The sequence below is a fragment of the Botryobacter ruber genome (assembly GCF_003347595.2).
GTDB classification, from domain to species: Bacteria; Bacteroidota; Bacteroidia; order Cytophagales; family Hymenobacteraceae; genus Pontibacter; species Pontibacter ruber_A.
The window spans coordinates 251,030-269,790 of the sequence record NZ_QCZK02000055.1; the positions used below are offsets into that span (position 1 = coordinate 251,030).

Below are 18,761 nucleotides of genomic sequence, written 5' to 3' on the forward strand. Positions count from 1 at the left end.
GGTTTTGCTAAGAATCGTAGCGATTAAGTTTTTATACTGCTAAAAATGAAAGGTTTACTAATCTTTTCGTGCTGTTTACCCAAGGTTTTTGCTGCTGTTTGAGGATGTGGGATTAATTATGTGGTTTTGGTAGATAAGTTATAATATATAAAAAGTTATAAAAATATATAAAATTGCTCCATATATAAATTGTATTATATGTGGTGTGTTTAATGTAAGGCGGGTATTGGGGAAGGTAAGATGAAGTTTGCTGAGAATTCTGTTTGCGTTTAGCGGGTGTGGTCGGGGTGGTTGTTTGATTTTTTGTTTGGGAGTGGCAGAGGCCATGGTGGCAGGTGCAGCAGACCGGAAATCGTTTCAGGTGCTGCTTAAGTTGACGGCAGTGAGGTGGCAGGTGGCCTGGAAAGGATGGGGTTCGTGAGATCTTGTCCTTTTATTCTTCGGAGTGTAGTGGAATGCTTTAGCTGGAGTTGTAAACAAAAAGCAGCGCCAGGCATTTGCCTGGCGCTGCTTTTTGTTTAAGGTTAGAACCTGTTGCTCTTAGCGTACGAGTAGTTTTTGTGTTTCAAGCAGGTTGTCTCCCTGTATCTTAACCATGTAAAGTCCTTTCGTGACTCTGGCCTGGTCGAGTGAGAGGTTTACTGCATCGCTGCCAGCGGTTGAGATTTGCTGCTCCATTACTTTGCGTCCGTTCATGTCGGTGATGGTAACTACAAAGGTCTTGTTGCTGTAATCTGATCCGCCCAGTGCAATGTTTACGTTGTTGCCGGTAACCGGATTTGGATAAAGTGTTACACCAGCAGTTTTTGGAGCATTGCTATTTTCCAGTGCAATTACCTTGCTTAGCTGGCTGGTTCCGTCAAAGTCTACCTGCTTAACTCTGTAGTAATTGATACCTTTGGCAGCGCTCTTGTCAGAGAATGAATAGGTTAGCGTTGTGGACGAGTTTCCGGCGCCTTTTACAGTACCTATCGCAGTGTATTCTTTACCGTCTGTGCTGCGTTCTACTTCAAATTTGTCGTTATCTGTCTCCGAAGCAGTTGTCCAGGTCAGTTCTATGCCGCTGGCAGTTGCTTTGCCATCAAAAGAAGACAGTTCAACAGGTAGCGGGTTGATAGGGGAGTCGTCGCAGGTAATGGTGTTAAAGCCTGTGAAGCCGCTGTCGCCTCCTGTTGTGAACACGCCAAGTGTGTAGAATGGTAACAGTTCGTGCGATTCGGTTGGGATCGTGAAGCCGAATATTTCAGTTTCATTTCCCTGGGTTTCGCCATCAATTCTGATGTAGGTGATCAAACCATTTTCTGCATCTACTTCTGCAATAAATCCTTCCGGAGCAATTGGCTCTATAGGTTGCGGTGCATCCGGAATTTCAATTGTTGCCAGTTCCATAGCGGAAGCGGTGTTGTTTTCAAAACTGAATCTGACAGTAGTGGTGTTGTCGGTGTTGTTTGTGGCGCCCATAAAGCCGAAAGTAAAGAGGCCGTCGTCGGTCGTGATAACGCATATAGGTTCTTCGTTTCCGTCGCAATCTTCGGTTGTAACAGCAATGGCATCGCTTGCTGTTCCGCAGTAGCCTTTGGTTCCGCCTACGCCGTTGCCGTTGTTGCCTTTGTCAGTTTTGTTGGCGGTGTCTTCTACATAAACGTTTACGGTGCCGGAGGTGCTGCCAGGTATTACGGTAAGCCGCCCGTCGTTCGGATTGCCATCTTCCACTACAGTCCAATCAGCAGGGTAAGTCCAGGTGAAAGTAAAGTCAGACTTGTTGTTGCCTTTTTGCTTCTCGCTCAGGGTAGCTGTATAAGTTTGTTCCTGGTTGATGCAAACTGTTTCAGGGCCGTTTATTGTTACTTCGAAGCTTTTGCCTGGCTTTACAGGAAGGGTGGCTACTTTAGTGCCGCAAATCGGGTCAGTTACCTTTACTTTCATGGTGCCGCTTTTTTCGCCTACCCGAACTGTTACACAGTTGGTGTTTTGTCCTGAAATAATCTCCCAGCCTACAGGAGGTTCGCCAGCTTGTGCTCTTGGCACATCCCACTCGAAAGAGGTGTAGTTGCGGTCATTTTCAATGCAATAAGTTTCGATAGAGCCAGCGCAAGGGTGTTGGTTACCGGTAATGGGGCGTGGCTGAGATTCACTACAGTTGCTGCTCTGAGCAGACGCTGTAAGTGAGGTTAAAAGGAACGAGAATAAAAGTATGTATATTTTCATGGTTGTAAATCTTGTTTGTGTTATTAAAAACTTTGTAATGTTTAATATTGCCATTAACGAAGCCTGAAAGCAAGTGTTACAACGTAATTGTGGTTTAACCCGCTATTGATAGAATGTGTAACTGGTGTTTCTTTTTTAAAACTATTGTAAATCAAGTAAATAGGCTTTATTTTGGTGAATAAAATTTTTTTAAAAAATATGTTGGAAATGACAAAAACAATATTTGCTCCTTTTTATATAATTATATTTTTATATTTCTATTATTGTAAAAGTTATATAATAATATTAAATTTGTTTTATGGATCGTTTTGTATTTTGTATGAATGTTTTGTGTTTTAGGTATCTTTGCAAACAAGTGTTAGGTAGGTTTTGCGTTGAAAATAAGCCGGAGGTGTGCCTGGTTTTCAGGGGTTTGTGAGGCAGACTTTAAGAACTGGTGTTGTTTGATAGCGGGTAGTTTCCGGGGGTAAATGATGTGAAGGAGAGGGTGTGGTGGCAGGTGCAAAAGTAACTATCGCGGGTGTTGTTGCTGTTTTGGGTGTGCTATGGTGTTGGTTTTTTTGTGAATGGATGGATGAGGTTAGGGTGCGACAAAAAAAGAAACGACCGGATGTTCCGGTCGTTTCTTTTTTTTGTGTTACTGAGTTGCTGCTAGCGTACTAGCAGTTTCTGTGTTTTAAGTAAATTGTCGCCTTGTAGCTTGATCATGTAAAGTCCTTTGGTGACTTTGGTTTGATCAAGTGAAAGGCTGATCTGGTCGCTGCTTGTGGTTGAGACCTGTTGCTCCATTACTTTGCGTCCGTTCATGTCTGTGATGATGACGACAAAGGTTTTATTGCTGATATTAGGTTCATCCAGGGCAATGTTGACGTTGCTGCCGGTAACAGGGTTCGGGTAGAGTGTCATGCCTGTTGAGGCTACTGCAGAGCTTTCGATCGCGATGATGTTGCTGTACTCTGTTGTGCCGCCGGTTTCTACCATGGTTAGCCTGTAGTAGTTGGTTCCTTTGGCTGCGCTCTTGTCGGTAAAGGAGTAGCTTAAGGCGGTGGAAGAATTGCCTGCTCCTTTTACGGTTCCGATAGTTTTAAAGTCCTTGCCGTTGGAGCTTCGTTGAACGTCAAACCGGTCGTTGTTCTGTTCAGAAGCTGTTGTCCAGCTTAGTTCCACACCACTTGGTGTCGGTTTGCCTGAGAAGGAAACAAGTTCTGCTGCAAATGGTGAAAGTTCGCCAAATTCGCAGATTAGTTCGCCAAAAGTTTCCCCGGTGTAGGTGGTAGAAATACCGCCTCCGTTAATGTCTTCTATAACGAGCCCGTAAACTTCCAGGAAAGAGCCGGTTGCAAGTGTGAAATCAACTGACAGGTTGTCGGAGCCAGTGCCTGTTCTTGTGTAAATTACGCTGCTGGTGGTTGCGTCGTAAGTAGCAGTGTAATTTGAGTTGCTAACTGTTGCTGTTGCAGTTGCAGTTGGGTCCAGTAATATAAGCGGAATAAAAATCTGTTCTATATTTTCTTCGCTCGAAATATCAAAGTTTACAGTTGTGTTTGATCCGCTTATAAAAGCTCCCTGGTAGGTGATGGTCATTTCGTTGCCTGCTACAGTTTCGCCGGTAACAAAGGTGCCGGCGGGGCAACCTACTACCTCTACGCACGACTCGGCTACTACACTTGCGAAGCCAAAGTCGCAGTTGGCGTTACCAACACCATTGCCGCTGTTGCCTTTATATAGCGCAACAACTTCGACTGAGACTGTTTCTTCGGTAGCGGGTGTTGGGTCGGGTGCTGTGACGAAAGAAGCGGTGTTTACGTCGGCTGTGGTAACCATGCTATAGCCGGTTGGGCCAGCTGTTACAGCTTCTGATCCGGAGTAGGACCAGTAGTTAGGGAACGTCCAGGTGTGTACATATCCTTTCACACTGTTAGGTTGTTTGCTGGGAGTTGCTGCTGCGGTAAAAGTTCTTGTGGCGTCAGTACATCCGCCGTCGGTTAGTGTTACCGGGAGCAGGCCTGGTCTTACAGGAAGTGTAGCTACTTTGGTGCCGCAGGTAGGGTCGGTGACAGTAGCTTTTACAACCCCGTTTTTTCGACCTGACCTAATGGCAGCAGCAAAATAAGATTTTCCGTTGGGGCCTGGTTCTGTAAACGTGAAACCTGCGGCGCTTCCGGGTAAAGAGTTATTGTCTTTGTCAACTATAATCCAGCCTTCTGCCGGAACAGTACTCATTTCTGACCTGACAACCTGCCAGTTAACAGTTGCAGTAGGGTTTTCTTTCAGGATCATGTAAATCTCAACCACTTGTTCGCAAGGGTTATGAGGTAAGGTTACTGGGTCGTATAATCCGTCTTCGTTAAGAGTTGAGTTAAAAACGCTGATTGGTCGGACTTTACAGGGGTCGTTCTTCTGCGCCGTTGCGCTGAGCAAGGCAATGAAGATAAATGCGAAAAAAAGTATATATCGTTTCATGGCTGTATTTTTTTTAGTTAGCGCCATTTATTGATCATGTTTAAGTTCAATAAACGGTGCGGGTGTTTAAAATAGCTATATTAGTTAAGTCTTATAGTTATTTAAACGAGTTAAAATTTGTGGTGTTGCATTTTTTTAATTTTATTAACAAGGAATGATTTTTTCTGAATAGGGGGTATTGTGTTGTGTTATTGTGTTTTATATCAGCTTCTTTAGCAGGAGGAGGTGTTTTTCAGGGTGTAAAATAACAGGGGTGTAAATTGCATATTATTAATTAAATATCTGTATATCTAGTTTGAGTAATGCGTATTAAAGGTAAAAAACAGTTGTAGGATGTGTGATTGGAATAATTAAAAAATTGAATGTTGTATTATTATGGTTTATACATGAATTGTTGCTGTGGGTGTAAGTGTGGAATAGTTGTTGATAGTAGGATGTTTGCAGCTGGCCAGAGAGTAGCTGCTTTTAATTGAATGAAAGGATGCCGGCAGGTGAGTAAATATGTTTTGCAGTTATGCTTTACTATTACCTGCTTTTAAAGTACCTTTGACATTCCAGGAAGAATTGTAATATTGCTATAAAGATTACTGTATGAGATTGAATACTTTTACTAAACTTTTTCTAATCGTTGCGTTCGCCGGTTCGCAGATAACTGCTTTTGCAGTAAGGGCTGGTAATGACTTTAATACCAAACCTGTTGTTGGTGAGGCTTCGGTTTACAAAGGAGCTGCTGCCGTCTGGAAACAGATGCAGGAAAAGCAACAGCTGCTTTCTGTGTCGGCCCGGAATGCGCGGCCGGTTTTTGTTACTATCGAAGATGAGCACACGTGCTCTAAGTTATATGCTTCGGCGGTAGCTACTTCTTTTCATGTAATGGAGGCGTACAGTTTTAGTAAAGTGTTTTATGGCACTGTAGCTGTTGCCGGCCTGGCCCAGGCACCGGAAACTAAAATGTTGCCTTCTGTTAATGCTTACCCGAATCCGTCGAGAGGAAAAACGCGCTTGTCGTTAAGTCATTTTGGCTATGATAACTATAAGATCCGGGTGTCCAACACCATTGGTAAGGTGGTGCAGACGGTAGATCTTTCCGGAACGGATGTCGCCGATGTGGAGCTGGATTTGAGCAGGCAACCGGCCGGCGTCTATTTTTACAGCCTGATTGTAAACGATAAAACCGTGGAAACCAAGCGCCTGATACTGCAAAAGTAATAGCTGTTTACAGTTGATAACGCGTGAAGCCGACCTCTTTGGTCGGCTTTTTTTATATTAAATGCTGGGGTACTTGGGTTGTAACCAGTATTTATTATTATTTTCGAGGCAGAATTTAAGAAGAACTATGACGGATTATCGAAAGATAAACAACCTGGTGGGCTGGGGTGTGTTTTTAATTGCCACAGCAGTATATATAATGACACTGGAGCCTACAGCCAGTTTCTGGGATGCGGGCGAGTTTATTGCCTGTTCGTATAAACTGCTGGTGCCGCACCCGCCCGGAGCGCCGCTCTATTTGCTTATTGGCCGTATGTTCTCACTTTTTGCAGGCGATGTAACCCAGGTGGCGTGGTGGGTAAACCTGCTATCGGCCCTTTGCAGTTCTTTTACTGTCCTGTTTCTTTTTTGGTCTATTACCATCCTGGCGCGGCGGATACTGCTGAAAGAAGGAGAGGCTGTTACTACAGGTAACCTGGTGTTGATCATGGGTAGTGGCGCCGTGGGCGCTTTGGCCTATACCTTTACCGATTCGGCCTGGTTCTCTGCCGTAGAAGCCGAAGTATACGCCATGTCTTCTTTCTTTACAGCCATTGTGTTCTGGGCCATGCTCCGCTGGGAAGCAAAAGTAGGACAGGTTAACTCCGACAAATGGCTTATCTTGATTGCTTATTTAGTCGGGCTGTCGATAGGAGTGCACTTGTTAAACCTGCTGGCAATACCGGCTATCGCTTTTATTTATTATTTCCGGTTGTACAAGCCAAACTTCTGGGGTGGCGTGGCTGTGTTTTTGGTCAGTGCCGTAATCTTGTTAACCATCCTTTGGGGTATTATTCCTGGCCTTCCAACGCTGGCCGGGCATGTGGAAGTGTTTTTTGTGAATTCACTGGGGCTTCCGTTTGGTTCTGGAATTATCTTTTTTGTGGCCTTGCTGGTTGGGGCTATTATTTTTGGTATCAGGTACTCCATTCGGGAGGGAAATCGGATTTTGAATACAGCCCTGCTGTGCTTTGTTTTTATTCTGATAGGCTACACTTCTTACCTGATGATCCCTATCCGGTCGGGTTACAATCCTACCATTGATGAAAACGACCCGCAGGATATTATGAGCTTTGTAGCTTACCTCAAGCGGGAGCAGTATGGCGACCGACCGCTGCTGTACGGGCCGCAGTTCAATGCACAGCCCGTAGACCAGGAGGAAGGTGCAGCCCGCTATGTAAAAGGGGAAAATAAATATATTCCCACCACCAAGAAACTGTCTTATGTGTACGAGAGCAAAGACAAAACCCTGCTGCCGCGCATTTACAGTGATAAAAAACAGGATATTCAGGAGTACCAGAAATGGGTGGATATCCGGGAGGGGCAGATGCCAACCTTTGGGCAGAATATGGCTTTCCTGTTCCGTTACCAGTTCGGGCATATGTACTGGCGCTATTTCCTGTGGAACTTTGTAGGACGTGAGAGTGATGTGCAGCATGCGGGCGTGCTGTGGTTCGGCAAGGATAAAAGCGATCTGCCGTCACGGGTGGCCAACAACAAAGCCCGGAATGCCTTCTTTATGATACCGCTTATTATAGGAATTTTTGGTCTCCTTTACCAGATCCGGAAAAAGGAACGCGATGCTTTTGTGGTAGGCTTGCTCTTTTTCTTTACAGGTATGGCCATTGCCTTGTACCTGAACCAGCCTCCGCTGGAGCCCCGTGAGCGCGACTATACCTTTGCCGGTTCGTTCTACGCTTTCTCCATTTGGGTTGGACTGGGAGTGCTGGGCATAGCCGATTTGCTGCGTAATGTGTTGCGCAATACCGCTACGCGCGCTGCCGCTGCTACGGCTTTGTGTATGGCTGCTCCTGTTATTCTGGCGGCAGAAGGCTGGGACGACCACGACCGCTCCGACCGGTACCATTCCGTAGATTCGGCCAAAAACCTGCTCGATTCCTGTGCGCCAAACGCCATTCTGTTTACCAATGGCGATAACGATACCTTCCCGCTGTGGTATGTGCAGGAGGTGGAAAAATATAGAACGGATGTACGCGTGGCTGTACTGAGCTACCTGAACACAGACTGGTATATCGACCAGATGAAGCGCCAGGCCTATAAGTCTGATCCGTGGCCGGTGTCGCTGGAGAAGGAGAACTACAGGCAAGGCACCAACGATTACCTGCCGTATGTGGAAAAACCACAGGTAGCTGCCGGTATCGACCTGAGGATGTTTATCGAGCTGGTAAAACAGAACAGCCCGGCCCTGCAGGTGCAGTATAGCTCCGGGTCAACGTTAACGACATTCCCGACCCGCAACTTCTTCCTGAATGTAAATAAAGCGCATGTCAATCAGCTGGGGTTTGTGCCGGAAGCGAAGCAGAATCTGGTTACCGACCGGATGCAGTGGAAAATAAACCAGTCGATCCTGGAAAAGAAACACCTGATTATCCTGGACCTGCTTTCGACTAACAACTGGGAACGCCCGATATATTTCTCAACTACCGTAAACAGCGGCGACTTTATGGGGCTGTCGGATTACTTCCAGCTGGAAGGGCTGGCCAGCAGGATTGTGCCGGTGAATTTCCCGCCGCAGGATGAATATGCCAGTATCAACAAAGAGGTGATGTATGAGAACATGATGAAGCAATTCAAATTCAGGAATTTCAACAGGCCGGATATTTACTACGACGACAACTACTACCGCTTCTCGGCCAACGCCCGCGACAAGTTCGGCAAGCTGGCAAGCGCGTACCTGGCAAGCGGCGATAATGCACGAGCCAAAGAAATAGCCGACTATTGCTTTGAAGTGCTGCCAGCCGATGCTGTTCCGTATGACTATTACACGCCTCAGTTTATCTCGCTGTACGCGAAGCTGGGAGCAGAGGACAGGGCAAAAGAACTGCTGGAAGAAATGGCAAAAGCATCGCAGCAGAACCTGGATTATTACTTCGGAAAGGGCGCATTGTTTGATATGGAGATACAGACCAACATGCTGATGATGCAGCAACTGGTGAGCGAGGCGCAGGAGATTGGCCTGGATGCCCGGGCAAAGCAACTGGAGCAGGCGTTTATGATGTACCTGCAGCGCATGCGACAATAAACAAATTACGATAAGATAGAGTACAAGAGGCTGTTCCGGTTTGCGGGCAGCCTCTTTTGCTTTTGGCGTGTACTAAACAGGCTGCGTTAGCTACTATTTGGCTAGCTGCACGTTTATAGAGGAGCAGCGGCTATGGTGGCAGCTGCAGCAATACCATTTGGCAGAGCGGTTTGCCCGGTCCTGCTTCTGAAATAGCCTCTTTGAAATTGATGAAGGTATTAGTATCTTGTTTATGATGAAAAGATTAACTGCCATGCTATCGTTTCTGGTGCTGCTGGTGTTGCCCTTGCTCTCAGGTTGCAGCACGGCTTCAGCGCCACCGTCCCGAATGCCAGAGCGGGCGCTGTTACGTTCCACTGCACCGTCTAAGCCTGCCGCTCCCAACGTTACGATGCAGCACGATTATTATGCGCTGGAAGATACCCTGCATGTGTTTTTCAAGTTTGAGGATACGCGGCAGCTCCTCAACCTGCAGCGTGCTGTCAGCGGCCTGGAGTACATTGTAAGGGCAGGCAGTTCTGAAAGGGATGCCACCCTGCTGAGAGACTCGGTGCGGGTAACTGCACCCACCGGTGCCGCAGCGTCGGATGGCGCCGTGGGGGTACAGCTGAAGCTTCCGGCAAAACTGGTTGCCGTGCCTAATGTGTTGCAGTTGCGCCTGCTGCAAAAGCAGCGCGGGCAGGAGCGGCCCCTAAGGTTTTACATGCCGCTGAAGCCGGAAATGCTGCAGAAAGATTTTATGGTGCTGCAGGCTGCTTCGGGGCAACCGCTGCTCCGGCAGTATGTAACCACGCAGGAACCGCTTGTCCTGAAGCAGTATAAAGAGGAGCAGCCCACCCAGGTGCTGTATTACAATGCGGAGTTTGTGCCTGCCCTGCCGCCCATGTCTACGAGGCAGGAGCCCTCGCCCAACCTGCTGAAGCCAACCGATTCTACTACCTATACCGGCCAGGATACCATCCGGCTGGAAAAAAGCGGGCTCTACCTGCTGAAGAGAGGCACCGAAAAAGTAAGAGGCCTTACGGCGCAGCCAAATGCGTTTCCGCAGATAACCAAAGCACAGGAAATGCTGGAGCCGCTCATTTATCTGACCACCTCCGAAGAGCGGGACTACCTGATGAAGACCAAAGACCCGAAGGCAACCGTCGATGAATTCTGGCTTAAGATAGCCCAGAACAGCGAAGTGGCCCGGTCGCTGATTAAAACATTTTATTCGCGGGTAGAGGAGGCCAACAAGCTTTACACCAGCCACAAGCCCGGCTGGGCAACCGACAGGGGCATGATCTATATTGTGTATGGTCCGCCCAGCAACATTAGCCGCGTGGGCAACACTGAGACCTGGATCTACCGTGAAACCGATGCCTCGCCGTACGTAAAATTCGTTTTTAATAAAAAAGAGAATACCTTTACCGAAAATTATTATGAGCTGATCCGCCACCGTGACTACGGTGAGAGTTGGTACAGCACAGTTGCAAAATGGAGAGCAGGAATAGCAGAAACGTAAATAGCCGGTACGGCAGTCCCAGGGCGCCAAAGGAAGACAAGATTGAAATGATTTTCGGGCTCAGGCCCATCATCGAGGCCATGCTGGCCGGGAAAACGCTGGAAAAGATTTTCCTGCAGAAGAGCGCCCGGAATCCCATGACGGACGAAATCCTGGATCTGGCCAAAAAAGCGGAGGTGCCGGTTGCTACGGTGCCGGTTGAAAAGCTGAACAAGCTGACGCGTAAAAACCACCAGGGCGCTGTGGCGCTCCTTTCAGCTATTTCGTATTCACCCCTCAGCGAGATTGTGCCTTCGCTGTTCGAGCAGGGGAAAACACCGCTGCTGCTTGTCCTGGACCGCATTACCGATGTCCGCAACTTCGGTTCTATTGCCCGTAATGCCGAGTGTTTAGGCGTGGATGCCATCATCATTCCAAGCAGGGGCGGCGCCCAGATAAATGCCGATGCCATGAAAACATCAGCCGGTGCCCTGAACCTGGTGCCGGTGTGCCGCGAGCCTAACCTGAAGGACACCATCGACTACCTGAAAGATTCCGGTATACAGATCGTGGCCTGTACCGAGAAAACCGAACATCAGCTCACCGATGATTCCAACCTGGATTTTGTTGGTCCTACGGCTATTATTATGGGCAGCGAAGAAGACGGTATTTCGCCGGAGTATTTAAAACGTGCCGATGCCAGGGTACGCATTCCACTGGTAGGCCAGATCGGCTCCCTGAATGTTTCGGTAGCTACCGGCATTATTCTCTACGAAGTGCTGCGTCAGCGCCTCCGGGAAGGCGGCTACTCCAGCCAGAATACCTACGAGCCAAGATAGTTTCTGCCGTCCTGAGCAGGAGCAGCGGCTATGGTGGCAGCTGCAGAAGCGTTTTTTGAGGTACAACCTTGTCAAAAACAGGTTCTGCACCTGCCACCACAGCCGCTGCTGCACTACAGAAAGTCATTAAAACAAAGAAGCCTCTGCCGGTATATCAGCAGAGGCTTCTTTGTTTTAGCGGGATTTGCTTGTTAGATATAATTCGCTCCCTTTTTATTTTTTGCGTCAGACGTAAATTCCTTTACTTTCTGTTCTTCGTTTATCCTGCAAACCATGAGCACGTTGTCGTATTCAGCCACGATAAAGCCTTCCAGGCCCTGCAGTACTACCAGGCGCTCTTTTGGAGTTTTGATGATGCAGTTTTTGGTGTCGTAGAGCATTACATCTCCGTCCACTACATTGCCATCTTTGTCTTTGTCGCTAATCGTATACAGCGAGTTCCAGGTGCCCAGGTCGGACCAGCCGATGTCGCTCAGCACCACATACACGTTGTTTACCTTCTCCATGATGCCATAGTCGATCGACACGTTGCGGCACTGGGAGTAGGCTCTCGTGATAAAGTTTTGTTCTTCCGGTGTGTTGTAGATATTGCTGCCTTCTTCGAAAATCTCGTTCATGTCGGGCAGGTGCTCCCGGAACGCTTTCAGGATGCTTTTGGCGCTCCAGATAAAGATGCCGGAGTTCCATACAAAGTCGCCGCTTTCGAGAAACATCTGGGCTATCTCCAGGTTTGGCTTTTCTGTAAAAGTTTTTACCTTCTTGATGGTTTCGGTGCCGTTCTCGATGTACTGAATGTAGCCGTAGCCGGTATCGGGCCTGCTTGGCGTAATACCCAGCGTAATGAGCACGTCTTCTTTTCGGGCCGCACTCAAGGCTTGCTGCAATACGTTGGTAAAGGCTTCCTCCTTAAGTACCACGTGGTCTGATGGTGCTACAATCAGGTTGGCATTGGGGTTGAGCTGCGCAATTTTGTAAGAGGCATAGGCAATGCACGGCGCGGTATTGCGGCCCACCGGCTCTAACAAAACCTGGTTGCTGCCTAATTCGGGCAACTGCTCTTTTACCAGCGCTTCGTAGTCTTTGTTGGTTACCACGAAAATATTCTCAGGCAGACAAACGTCTCTAAAACGTTTAACCGTCATCTGGAGCATGGTTTCGCCTATGCCCAGCACATCGTGAAATTGTTTCGGGAAGTTTGTGCGGCTAAACGGCCAGAAACGGCTGCCGATCCCGCCAGCCATTATTACCACAAAGGTGTTCTTGTCCATGTTATACTAGTCCTTCTTTGAGTAAATCGTGAAGATGAATAAACCCAACAAACTTGTTTTGCTGGGTCACAATTAATTGTGTAATATTTTTTTCCTGCATGATGGCCATTGCCTCCGCAGCGTACTGTTCCGGTTCAATTGTGATGGGGCTGTGCGTCATAATTGCTGCCGCCTGAATGCCTTCCAGCGAGTCGTACTTGTTGAGCATACGCCGCAGGTCGCCATCGGTAATAATGCCCACCAACTCTTTTGTGCCCGCTTTTACCACAGCGGTAGCGCCTAAACGCTTCGACGAAATCTCGATAATGATTTCTTTCAGGGTAGCCTGCTCGCTTACCTGCGGGGCCTGGTTCATGCCATAAATGTCGCCGACCTTTAAGTACAGGCGCTTGCCCAGCGAACCGCCCGGGTGCAGCTGGGCAAAATCGGCAGTTCCGAACTCCCTGGCTTCGAGCAGGCAGACGGCCAGCGCATCGCCCAGGGCAAGTGCTGCGGTGGTGCTGGTGGTGGGCGCCAGGTTATGCGGGCACGCCTCACGCTCCACATAAGCGTTTAAAACAAAGGTAGCATTTTTTGCCAAATATGAATCTTTCCCGGATACAAGTGCAGCTAAACGGGAACCTTTGCGCTTTAAGAGCGGAACCAGTACCTTTATTTCAGGTGTATTGCCGCTTTTGGAAATACAGATCACAAAGTCTTCGGGCTGAATCATGCCCAGGTCGCCGTGAATGGCGTCGGCGGCATGCATAAACAGGGCGGGCGTGCCGGTAGAATTGAGGGTGGCAACCAGTTTGGTGCCAATGTGTGCGCTCTTGCCCACACCCGTTACCACCACACGGCCTTTCGTCTGTAGGATGGCCTCCACACAGCTTTCAAACTCATCATCTAGATAATCTGCGAGTTTTGCTACGGCTTCGGCTTCTGCCAGCAATACTTTTTTTGCAGTTTGATTGATATTTTTAAGTATATTCAAATTAAATTTGTGTTAATGTATTTGTTAAAATACGCTGCAATCAGTAAAATTTTCTGCTAGCTTACATGTCAGTAAAACAAGAGGTCAATCTCAAAAACAAATTAAAGGAAGTTTTTGGGTATAATCAATTCAGAGGAAACCAGGAGCTGATAATCCATAACATTATCAACGGGAAGAATACCTTTGTAATTATGCCTACAGGTGCGGGCAAGTCGTTGTGTTACCAACTGCCTGCCTTATCGCTTCCGGGAACCGCTATCGTTATTTCGCCGCTCATCGCCCTGATGAAGAACCAGGTGGACCAACTGAATGCCTTCGGCGTAAATGCCCACTTCCTCAACTCTACGCTCTCTAAATCAGAGATAAACAAGGTAAAGAAGGAAACGCTGGCCGGAGAGGTGAAATTGCTTTATGTGGCGCCGGAGTCGCTTACCAAAGAAGAGACAGTGGAGTTCCTGCGCAGCGCCGGGATTTCGTTTGTCGCCATCGACGAGGCGCACTGTATTTCGGAATGGGGCCACGATTTCAGGCCGGAGTACCGCCGCATCCGGGGCATTATCGACCAGATTGGCAACCTGCCCATTATAGCGCTTACTGCCACGGCTACGCCAAAGGTGCAGCTTGATATTCAGCGGAACCTGCAGATGGACGAGGCCTCGGTATTTAAGTCGTCGTTTAACCGCACCAACCTGTACTACGAGGTTCGGCCTAAGCACAACACCAAGAAGCAGCTGATTCAGTATGTAAAGAAAAACAAGGGCAAGAGCGGCATTGTGTACTGCCTGAGCCGCAAGAAAGTAGAAGAGATTGCCGAACTGCTCCGGGTAAATGATGTAAAGGCGCTGCCGTATCATGCCGGCCTGGATGCAAGCGTGCGTATGGCCAACCAGGATGCCTTCCTGAACGAAGAAGCAGACGTGATTGTAGCAACCATCGCTTTTGGGATGGGCATCGATAAGCCGGACGTGCGTTTCGTTATCCACTATGATACACCAAAATCAATTGAAGGCTATTACCAGGAAACCGGTCGTGCCGGGCGCGATGGGATGGAAGGCAACTGCCTGATGTTCTACAGCTACGACGATATTGTAAAACTGGAGAAGTTTAACAAAGACAAGCCCGTAACCGAACGCGACAACTCCAAACTGCTGCTGCAGGAAATGGCTGCCTATGCCGACTCAGCGGTTTGCCGCCGCAAGCAACTGCTCCATTACTTCGGCGAAGCCTACGAGAAAGACTGCGGCTTCTGCGACAACTGCCTGCATCCGAAAGAGCGCTTTGAGGCAGAGCAGGAGGTGCAGCTGGCGCTGAAGGTTGTACAGCAGACAGGCGAGCGGTTTGGCATCGACCACCTCACGGCAGTGCTCACCGGCCTGCGCAACCAGTACACCACCAGCTACGACCATGATAAGCTGGAAGTGTTCGGGCAGGGTAAAGAAAACGATGCGCAATTCTGGAGTTCTGTGGTGCGGCAGGTATTAATGTCGGAGTACCTGGAGAAAGATATCGAGAACTTCGGTGTGCTGAAACTGACGCAGAAAGGCCTAGATTTTATAGAAAACCCTCATGCAATAAAGCTTACAAAAGATCATAATTACGAGCAGGAAGTGAAAGCTGACGAAGAGAAAGAAGAAACACAGGCAGCGGCGGGTCATGACGAGGTGTTGTTCGACTTGCTCAAAAATTTACGCAAGAAACTGGCGAAAGAAAAAGATCTGCCGCCTTACGTCCTGTTCCAGGACCCTTCGCTGAAGGAAATGGCTACGACTTACCCTACCACCCGGGAAGAGCTGGCGCATATCAGTGGCGTGGGCATGGGCAAGGTGCAGAAGTTTGGCAAACCATTTCTTGACCTCATTGGCAAGTATGTAGAAGAAAACGACATCGTAACGGCTTCCGACGTGGTGGTAAAATCCACTGTAAACAAGTCGAAGATTAAGATCTACATCATTCAGCAGATAGATAAGAAGGTAGACCTGGAGGAGATTGCGGCTTCCAAGGACCTGAGCATGCAGGAGCTGATAGAGGAGATCGAGCACATCTGCTATTCCGGCACCAAGCTTAACCTGAACTATTACATCAACAATATCCTGGATGAGGAGCGCCAGGATGAGATATACGACTACTTTATGAGCGCCACCACCGATAACATAGGCGTGGCGCTGAAAGAGCTTGGCTCCGACGACTATACCGAAGAAGACCTTCGCCTGATGCGCATCAAATTCCTGTCGGAGTATGCGAATTAAAATATTAATTGTTGAATTGCTTGATTGTTAAATTGTTGGATAGGTAAATGATTTAACTTAAAGAAAAATGTGTTGGTGGATTACCCATCATTTTTTTACACCTGCACCAATTAAATTCATCCGGCAAAATAACTTTTAACAATTTAACAGTTTAACCATTAAACAATTAAATTCAGAATGAACGTACTTATAATTGGATCTGGTGCCCGTGAGCACGCCATTGCCTTAAAGCTGCACGAAAGCCAATACTGCGATAAAGTATTTGTAGCGCCCGGCAACGCAGGCACAGCAAAATTTGGCACCACCGCCGCCATCGATACCCATGATTTTGAGGAGCTGGCAAAGTTTGCCACCGATTTTAACATCATGATGATTGTGGTGGGGCACGAGAACGCGCTGGTAGAGGGGATACATGACTATTTTCAGAGCTCCGAATACCTCAAGCACATCCTGATCATCGGGCCGACAAAAGCGGGTGCCCAGCTGGAGGGAAGCAAAGATTTCTGTAAGGCGTTTTTCAGCAAGTACAACATTCCTACTGCCCAATACCAGACCTTTACCGAAGATACCTACAAAGATGCCGTAGAGTACCTGCGCAATCATTCCTATCCGGCTGTTATTAAAGCCGATGGCCTGGCGGCTGGTAAAGGGGTGATAATAGCCCAGAACTTCGACGAGGCGCTGGATGCGCTGGAGGACCTGCTACGCAACAAGCGGTTTGGCAAAGCCAGCAGTAAAGTGGTTATCGAAGAATTCCTGCAAGGCATAGAGGTTTCTGTTTTTATCCTGACCGATGGCAAAGAGTATGTGCTGCTGCCTGAAGCAAAAGACTACAAGCGGATAGGGGAGGGCGATACAGGCCTGAACACGGGTGGCATGGGCGCAATATCGCCGGTGCCGTTTGTGACCGACGAGTTTATGCAGAAGGTGAAAGACCGGGTAATCGATCCTACCCTGCAGGGCCTGCAGCAGGAGAATATTCCGTACACCGGGTTCCTGTTTATCGGTCTGATGAATGTGAACGGAGACCCTTATGTAATTGAATACAACGTACGTTTAGGCGATCCGGAAACCGAGGCTATTTTGCCACGCATTAAATCCGATCTGTTTGACTTGTTCACCGCCTTGCACGAGCACAGGCTGGGGAGCTTTAAACTGGAAGTAGATCCGCGCACAGCTGCTACGGTGTTCCTGGTATCAGGTGGCTATCCGGAAGGCTTTGAGAAAGGGAAAGAGATTTCCGGGCTGGACCAAGTGCCGGAAGATGTGCTGGTATTTCATGCCGGCACGAAACAGGATGGCGACAAGCTGGTAAATAACGGCGGTCGTGTGATAGCTGTAACTGCCCTTGGCGATACCATGGATGAAGCCCTGGCGAAAGCAAATGCCGCCGCCGAAACAATAACCTGGCAAGACCGCGTCTACCGCCACGATATCGGTTTTGATCTGCGTAATCCAGTCAAAGCAAAATAACTTAGATAGAAGCAAAAAGAAAGGCCGGTGACGATTCACCGGCCTTTCTTTTTGCTAGCTGTTGCATCAACAGCCCCTATTGTTGATAATGCAAGCTTTTTAGCAGGAGCAGCGGCTATGGTGGCTGCTGCAGCAAATAAAAGCGGACAGTAAAAGCAGGTTAACGCTTAGCAATAAGCCTCAAAAGCGCCTTTCAGGTTGTCTACAATGCGGTGCAGCTCGTTACCTTCGATGTGGTACCGCTCGATCATGTGCACCAGTTCGCCATCTTTAAACAGGGCGATAGAAGGTGAAGACGGCGGGTAAGGCAGCATGTGCTCACGGGCTTTTGCTACTGCTTCCTGTTCCATTCCTGCAAATACAGTAACTAATTTTTCAGGTCGCTTTTCGCTGGAGGCTACAGCCATTTTAAGGGCAGGGCGTGCTTTGGCAGCAGCACAACCGCAAACAGAGTTAACGGCAACCAGTACCGTACCGCTCTTTGAGCTTAAAACCTGCTCAACTTCTTCCGATGTCATCAGTTGCTCAAATCCGGCAGAGGTTAAGTCCTCCCGGATCGGGGCAACCATATATTCAGGATACATTCCCATAGTAATCAAATTTAAAGTGACAATTTTTAAGAACACAAAATTAACAAATTTTCAGTTATAAATCGCACACAAATCTGCGCTGCCCGGCTCCTTTGCCGATACTCCCTTCGCAGCCTGGGCAGAAACTTCACTTTAAAAATAAACTGTTTGATTGTTTTATGAATTTTTAAATGTTTGTAACTAATTGCAATTAGTGTGTGTTAATGAAAAGTGTCTGATTTTGATACGTAGTGAGTGTGTATTAATACTGATTTTTAGTAAAAAATATAACAAATAACTGTAAATAGCTGAAAAACAGAACTTTGATTTGTAATTTAGAAGTATTGTTGCTCAGGTTGATATTTTTTAATTTTTGAAATTTTTAGTTGTTGTTAAATAATAAGGTTTATTTGTGAAATATAATAATATTGATGCAGAGCGAAGTTGGCCGTACGCGGGTTGTATCAGGTATTATAGCGCACAGGTAACAGATATTGAAGGGAAAAATTAACCTGTTTAATTTTTGTAGCATGGGAATAATGAATTCTACTGATTTTACGCTTTCGATGGTATATTATTATTACTTACCTGCCTTTGATAATAAACCAGCAGAAGTAATTGAAGTGCTTCATGGAGACAATCTGTTCGTGCAGGTACCGCTGCGGGATGAGGATAAACGGTTAAGATCTTTTTACCAGCGGCCTTTAACGGTAAAAGAAGTTGAAAACTTCGGCAAGAGACAAGTCTGGCAAATTTTTACCTCCTGGCAGGAACTGGAAGACGATCATACCCGCTGGAATGTGCCGGAGCCGGTGCTGTCGGAGTTAAGAATGTACCAGACTGATTATTTGCTAACCGAGGCAATTGCGGTTTGATACTGGTTATGATGATGGATACCATGCTAAAGCAACAGAGGCTGCCCTGAAAGGGGCAGCCTCTGTTGCTTTA

The 18,761-nt window shown here is 47.6% G+C and carries 12 protein-coding genes; 7 read left to right on the plus strand and 5 right to left on the minus strand.

Annotated elements, in window-relative coordinates; all coding sequences use genetic code 11:
• Positions 1-540: 540 nt before the first annotated feature.
• Positions 541-2,208, minus strand: coding sequence for a T9SS type A sorting domain-containing protein (locus DCW36_RS19300; RefSeq protein WP_164891186.1), 1,668 nt, complete (start codon positions 2,206-2,208; stop codon positions 541-543).
• Positions 2,209-2,859: 651 nt separating this feature from the next.
• A complete protein-coding gene (locus tag DCW36_RS19305; protein WP_164891187.1) occupies positions 2,860-4,671 on the minus strand; it encodes a T9SS type A sorting domain-containing protein in 1,812 nt (603 codons plus the stop codon).
• 591 nt (positions 4,672-5,262) lie between these two features.
• Between DCW36_RS19305 and DCW36_RS19310 the strand changes: the two genes are divergently transcribed.
• The 4 genes from DCW36_RS19310 to rlmB all read left to right on the plus strand — a co-directional run bounded on the left by DCW36_RS19310 (position 5,263) and on the right by rlmB (position 11,284).
• Entirely contained in the window at positions 5,263-5,880 is a 618-nt protein-coding gene (locus tag DCW36_RS19310; protein WP_114778397.1) for a T9SS type A sorting domain-containing protein, read from the plus strand.
• 127 nt (positions 5,881-6,007) lie between these two features.
• Positions 6,008-8,962, plus strand: a complete 2,955-nt coding sequence (locus DCW36_RS19315; RefSeq protein WP_114778398.1) for a glycosyltransferase family 117 protein — start codon at positions 6,008-6,010, stop codon at positions 8,960-8,962.
• A 232-nt stretch (positions 8,963-9,194) separates the two neighbouring features.
• Complete coding sequence (locus tag DCW36_RS19320; RefSeq protein WP_240676247.1) at positions 9,195-10,466, plus strand: GWxTD domain-containing protein; 1,272 nt, start codon at positions 9,195-9,197, stop codon at positions 10,464-10,466.
• Entirely contained in the window at positions 10,439-11,284 is an 846-nt protein-coding gene (gene rlmB, locus DCW36_RS19325) for a 23S rRNA (guanosine(2251)-2'-O)-methyltransferase RlmB (RefSeq protein ID WP_114778400.1), read from the plus strand. Before DCW36_RS19320 ends, rlmB begins: the two co-directional genes overlap by 28 nt.
• 191 nt (positions 11,285-11,475) lie before the next feature.
• Here rlmB and DCW36_RS19330 read toward each other — a convergent pair whose 3' ends face one another.
• Complete coding sequence (locus DCW36_RS19330; RefSeq protein WP_114778401.1) at positions 11,476-12,552, minus strand: mannose-1-phosphate guanylyltransferase; 1,077 nt, start codon at positions 12,550-12,552, stop codon at positions 11,476-11,478.
• A gap of 1 nt (position 12,553) precedes the next feature.
• Positions 12,554-13,525: a KpsF/GutQ family sugar-phosphate isomerase gene (locus DCW36_RS19335; RefSeq protein WP_114778402.1), complete on the minus strand. Its 972-nt coding sequence runs from the start codon at positions 13,523-13,525 to the stop codon at positions 12,554-12,556.
• Between the two features lie 65 nt (positions 13,526-13,590).
• On the opposite strand from DCW36_RS19335, the gene recQ reads away from it, so the two are divergent.
• Together recQ and purD are read left to right on the plus strand one after the other, a co-directional pair.
• The gene (gene recQ / locus DCW36_RS19340) at positions 13,591-15,771 is read left to right on the plus strand and encodes a DNA helicase RecQ (protein WP_114778403.1); all 2,181 of its coding nucleotides are present in this window, start codon (positions 13,591-13,593) and stop codon (positions 15,769-15,771) included.
• 177 nt (positions 15,772-15,948) lie between these two features.
• Complete coding sequence (purD, locus tag DCW36_RS19345; RefSeq protein WP_114778404.1) at positions 15,949-17,244, plus strand: phosphoribosylamine--glycine ligase; 1,296 nt, start codon at positions 15,949-15,951, stop codon at positions 17,242-17,244.
• Positions 17,245-17,411: 167 nt separating this feature from the next.
• Here purD and DCW36_RS19350 read toward each other — a convergent pair whose 3' ends face one another.
• Positions 17,412-17,828 (minus strand): BrxA/BrxB family bacilliredoxin, encoded by a 417-nt coding sequence (locus DCW36_RS19350; protein WP_114778469.1) that lies wholly within the window; start codon positions 17,826-17,828, stop codon positions 17,412-17,414.
• A 515-nt stretch (positions 17,829-18,343) separates the two neighbouring features.
• On the opposite strand from DCW36_RS19350, the gene DCW36_RS19355 reads away from it, so the two are divergent.
• A complete protein-coding gene (locus DCW36_RS19355; protein WP_114778405.1) occupies positions 18,344-18,688 on the plus strand; it encodes a hypothetical protein in 345 nt (114 codons plus the stop codon).
• Positions 18,689-18,761 lie beyond the last annotated feature (73 nt).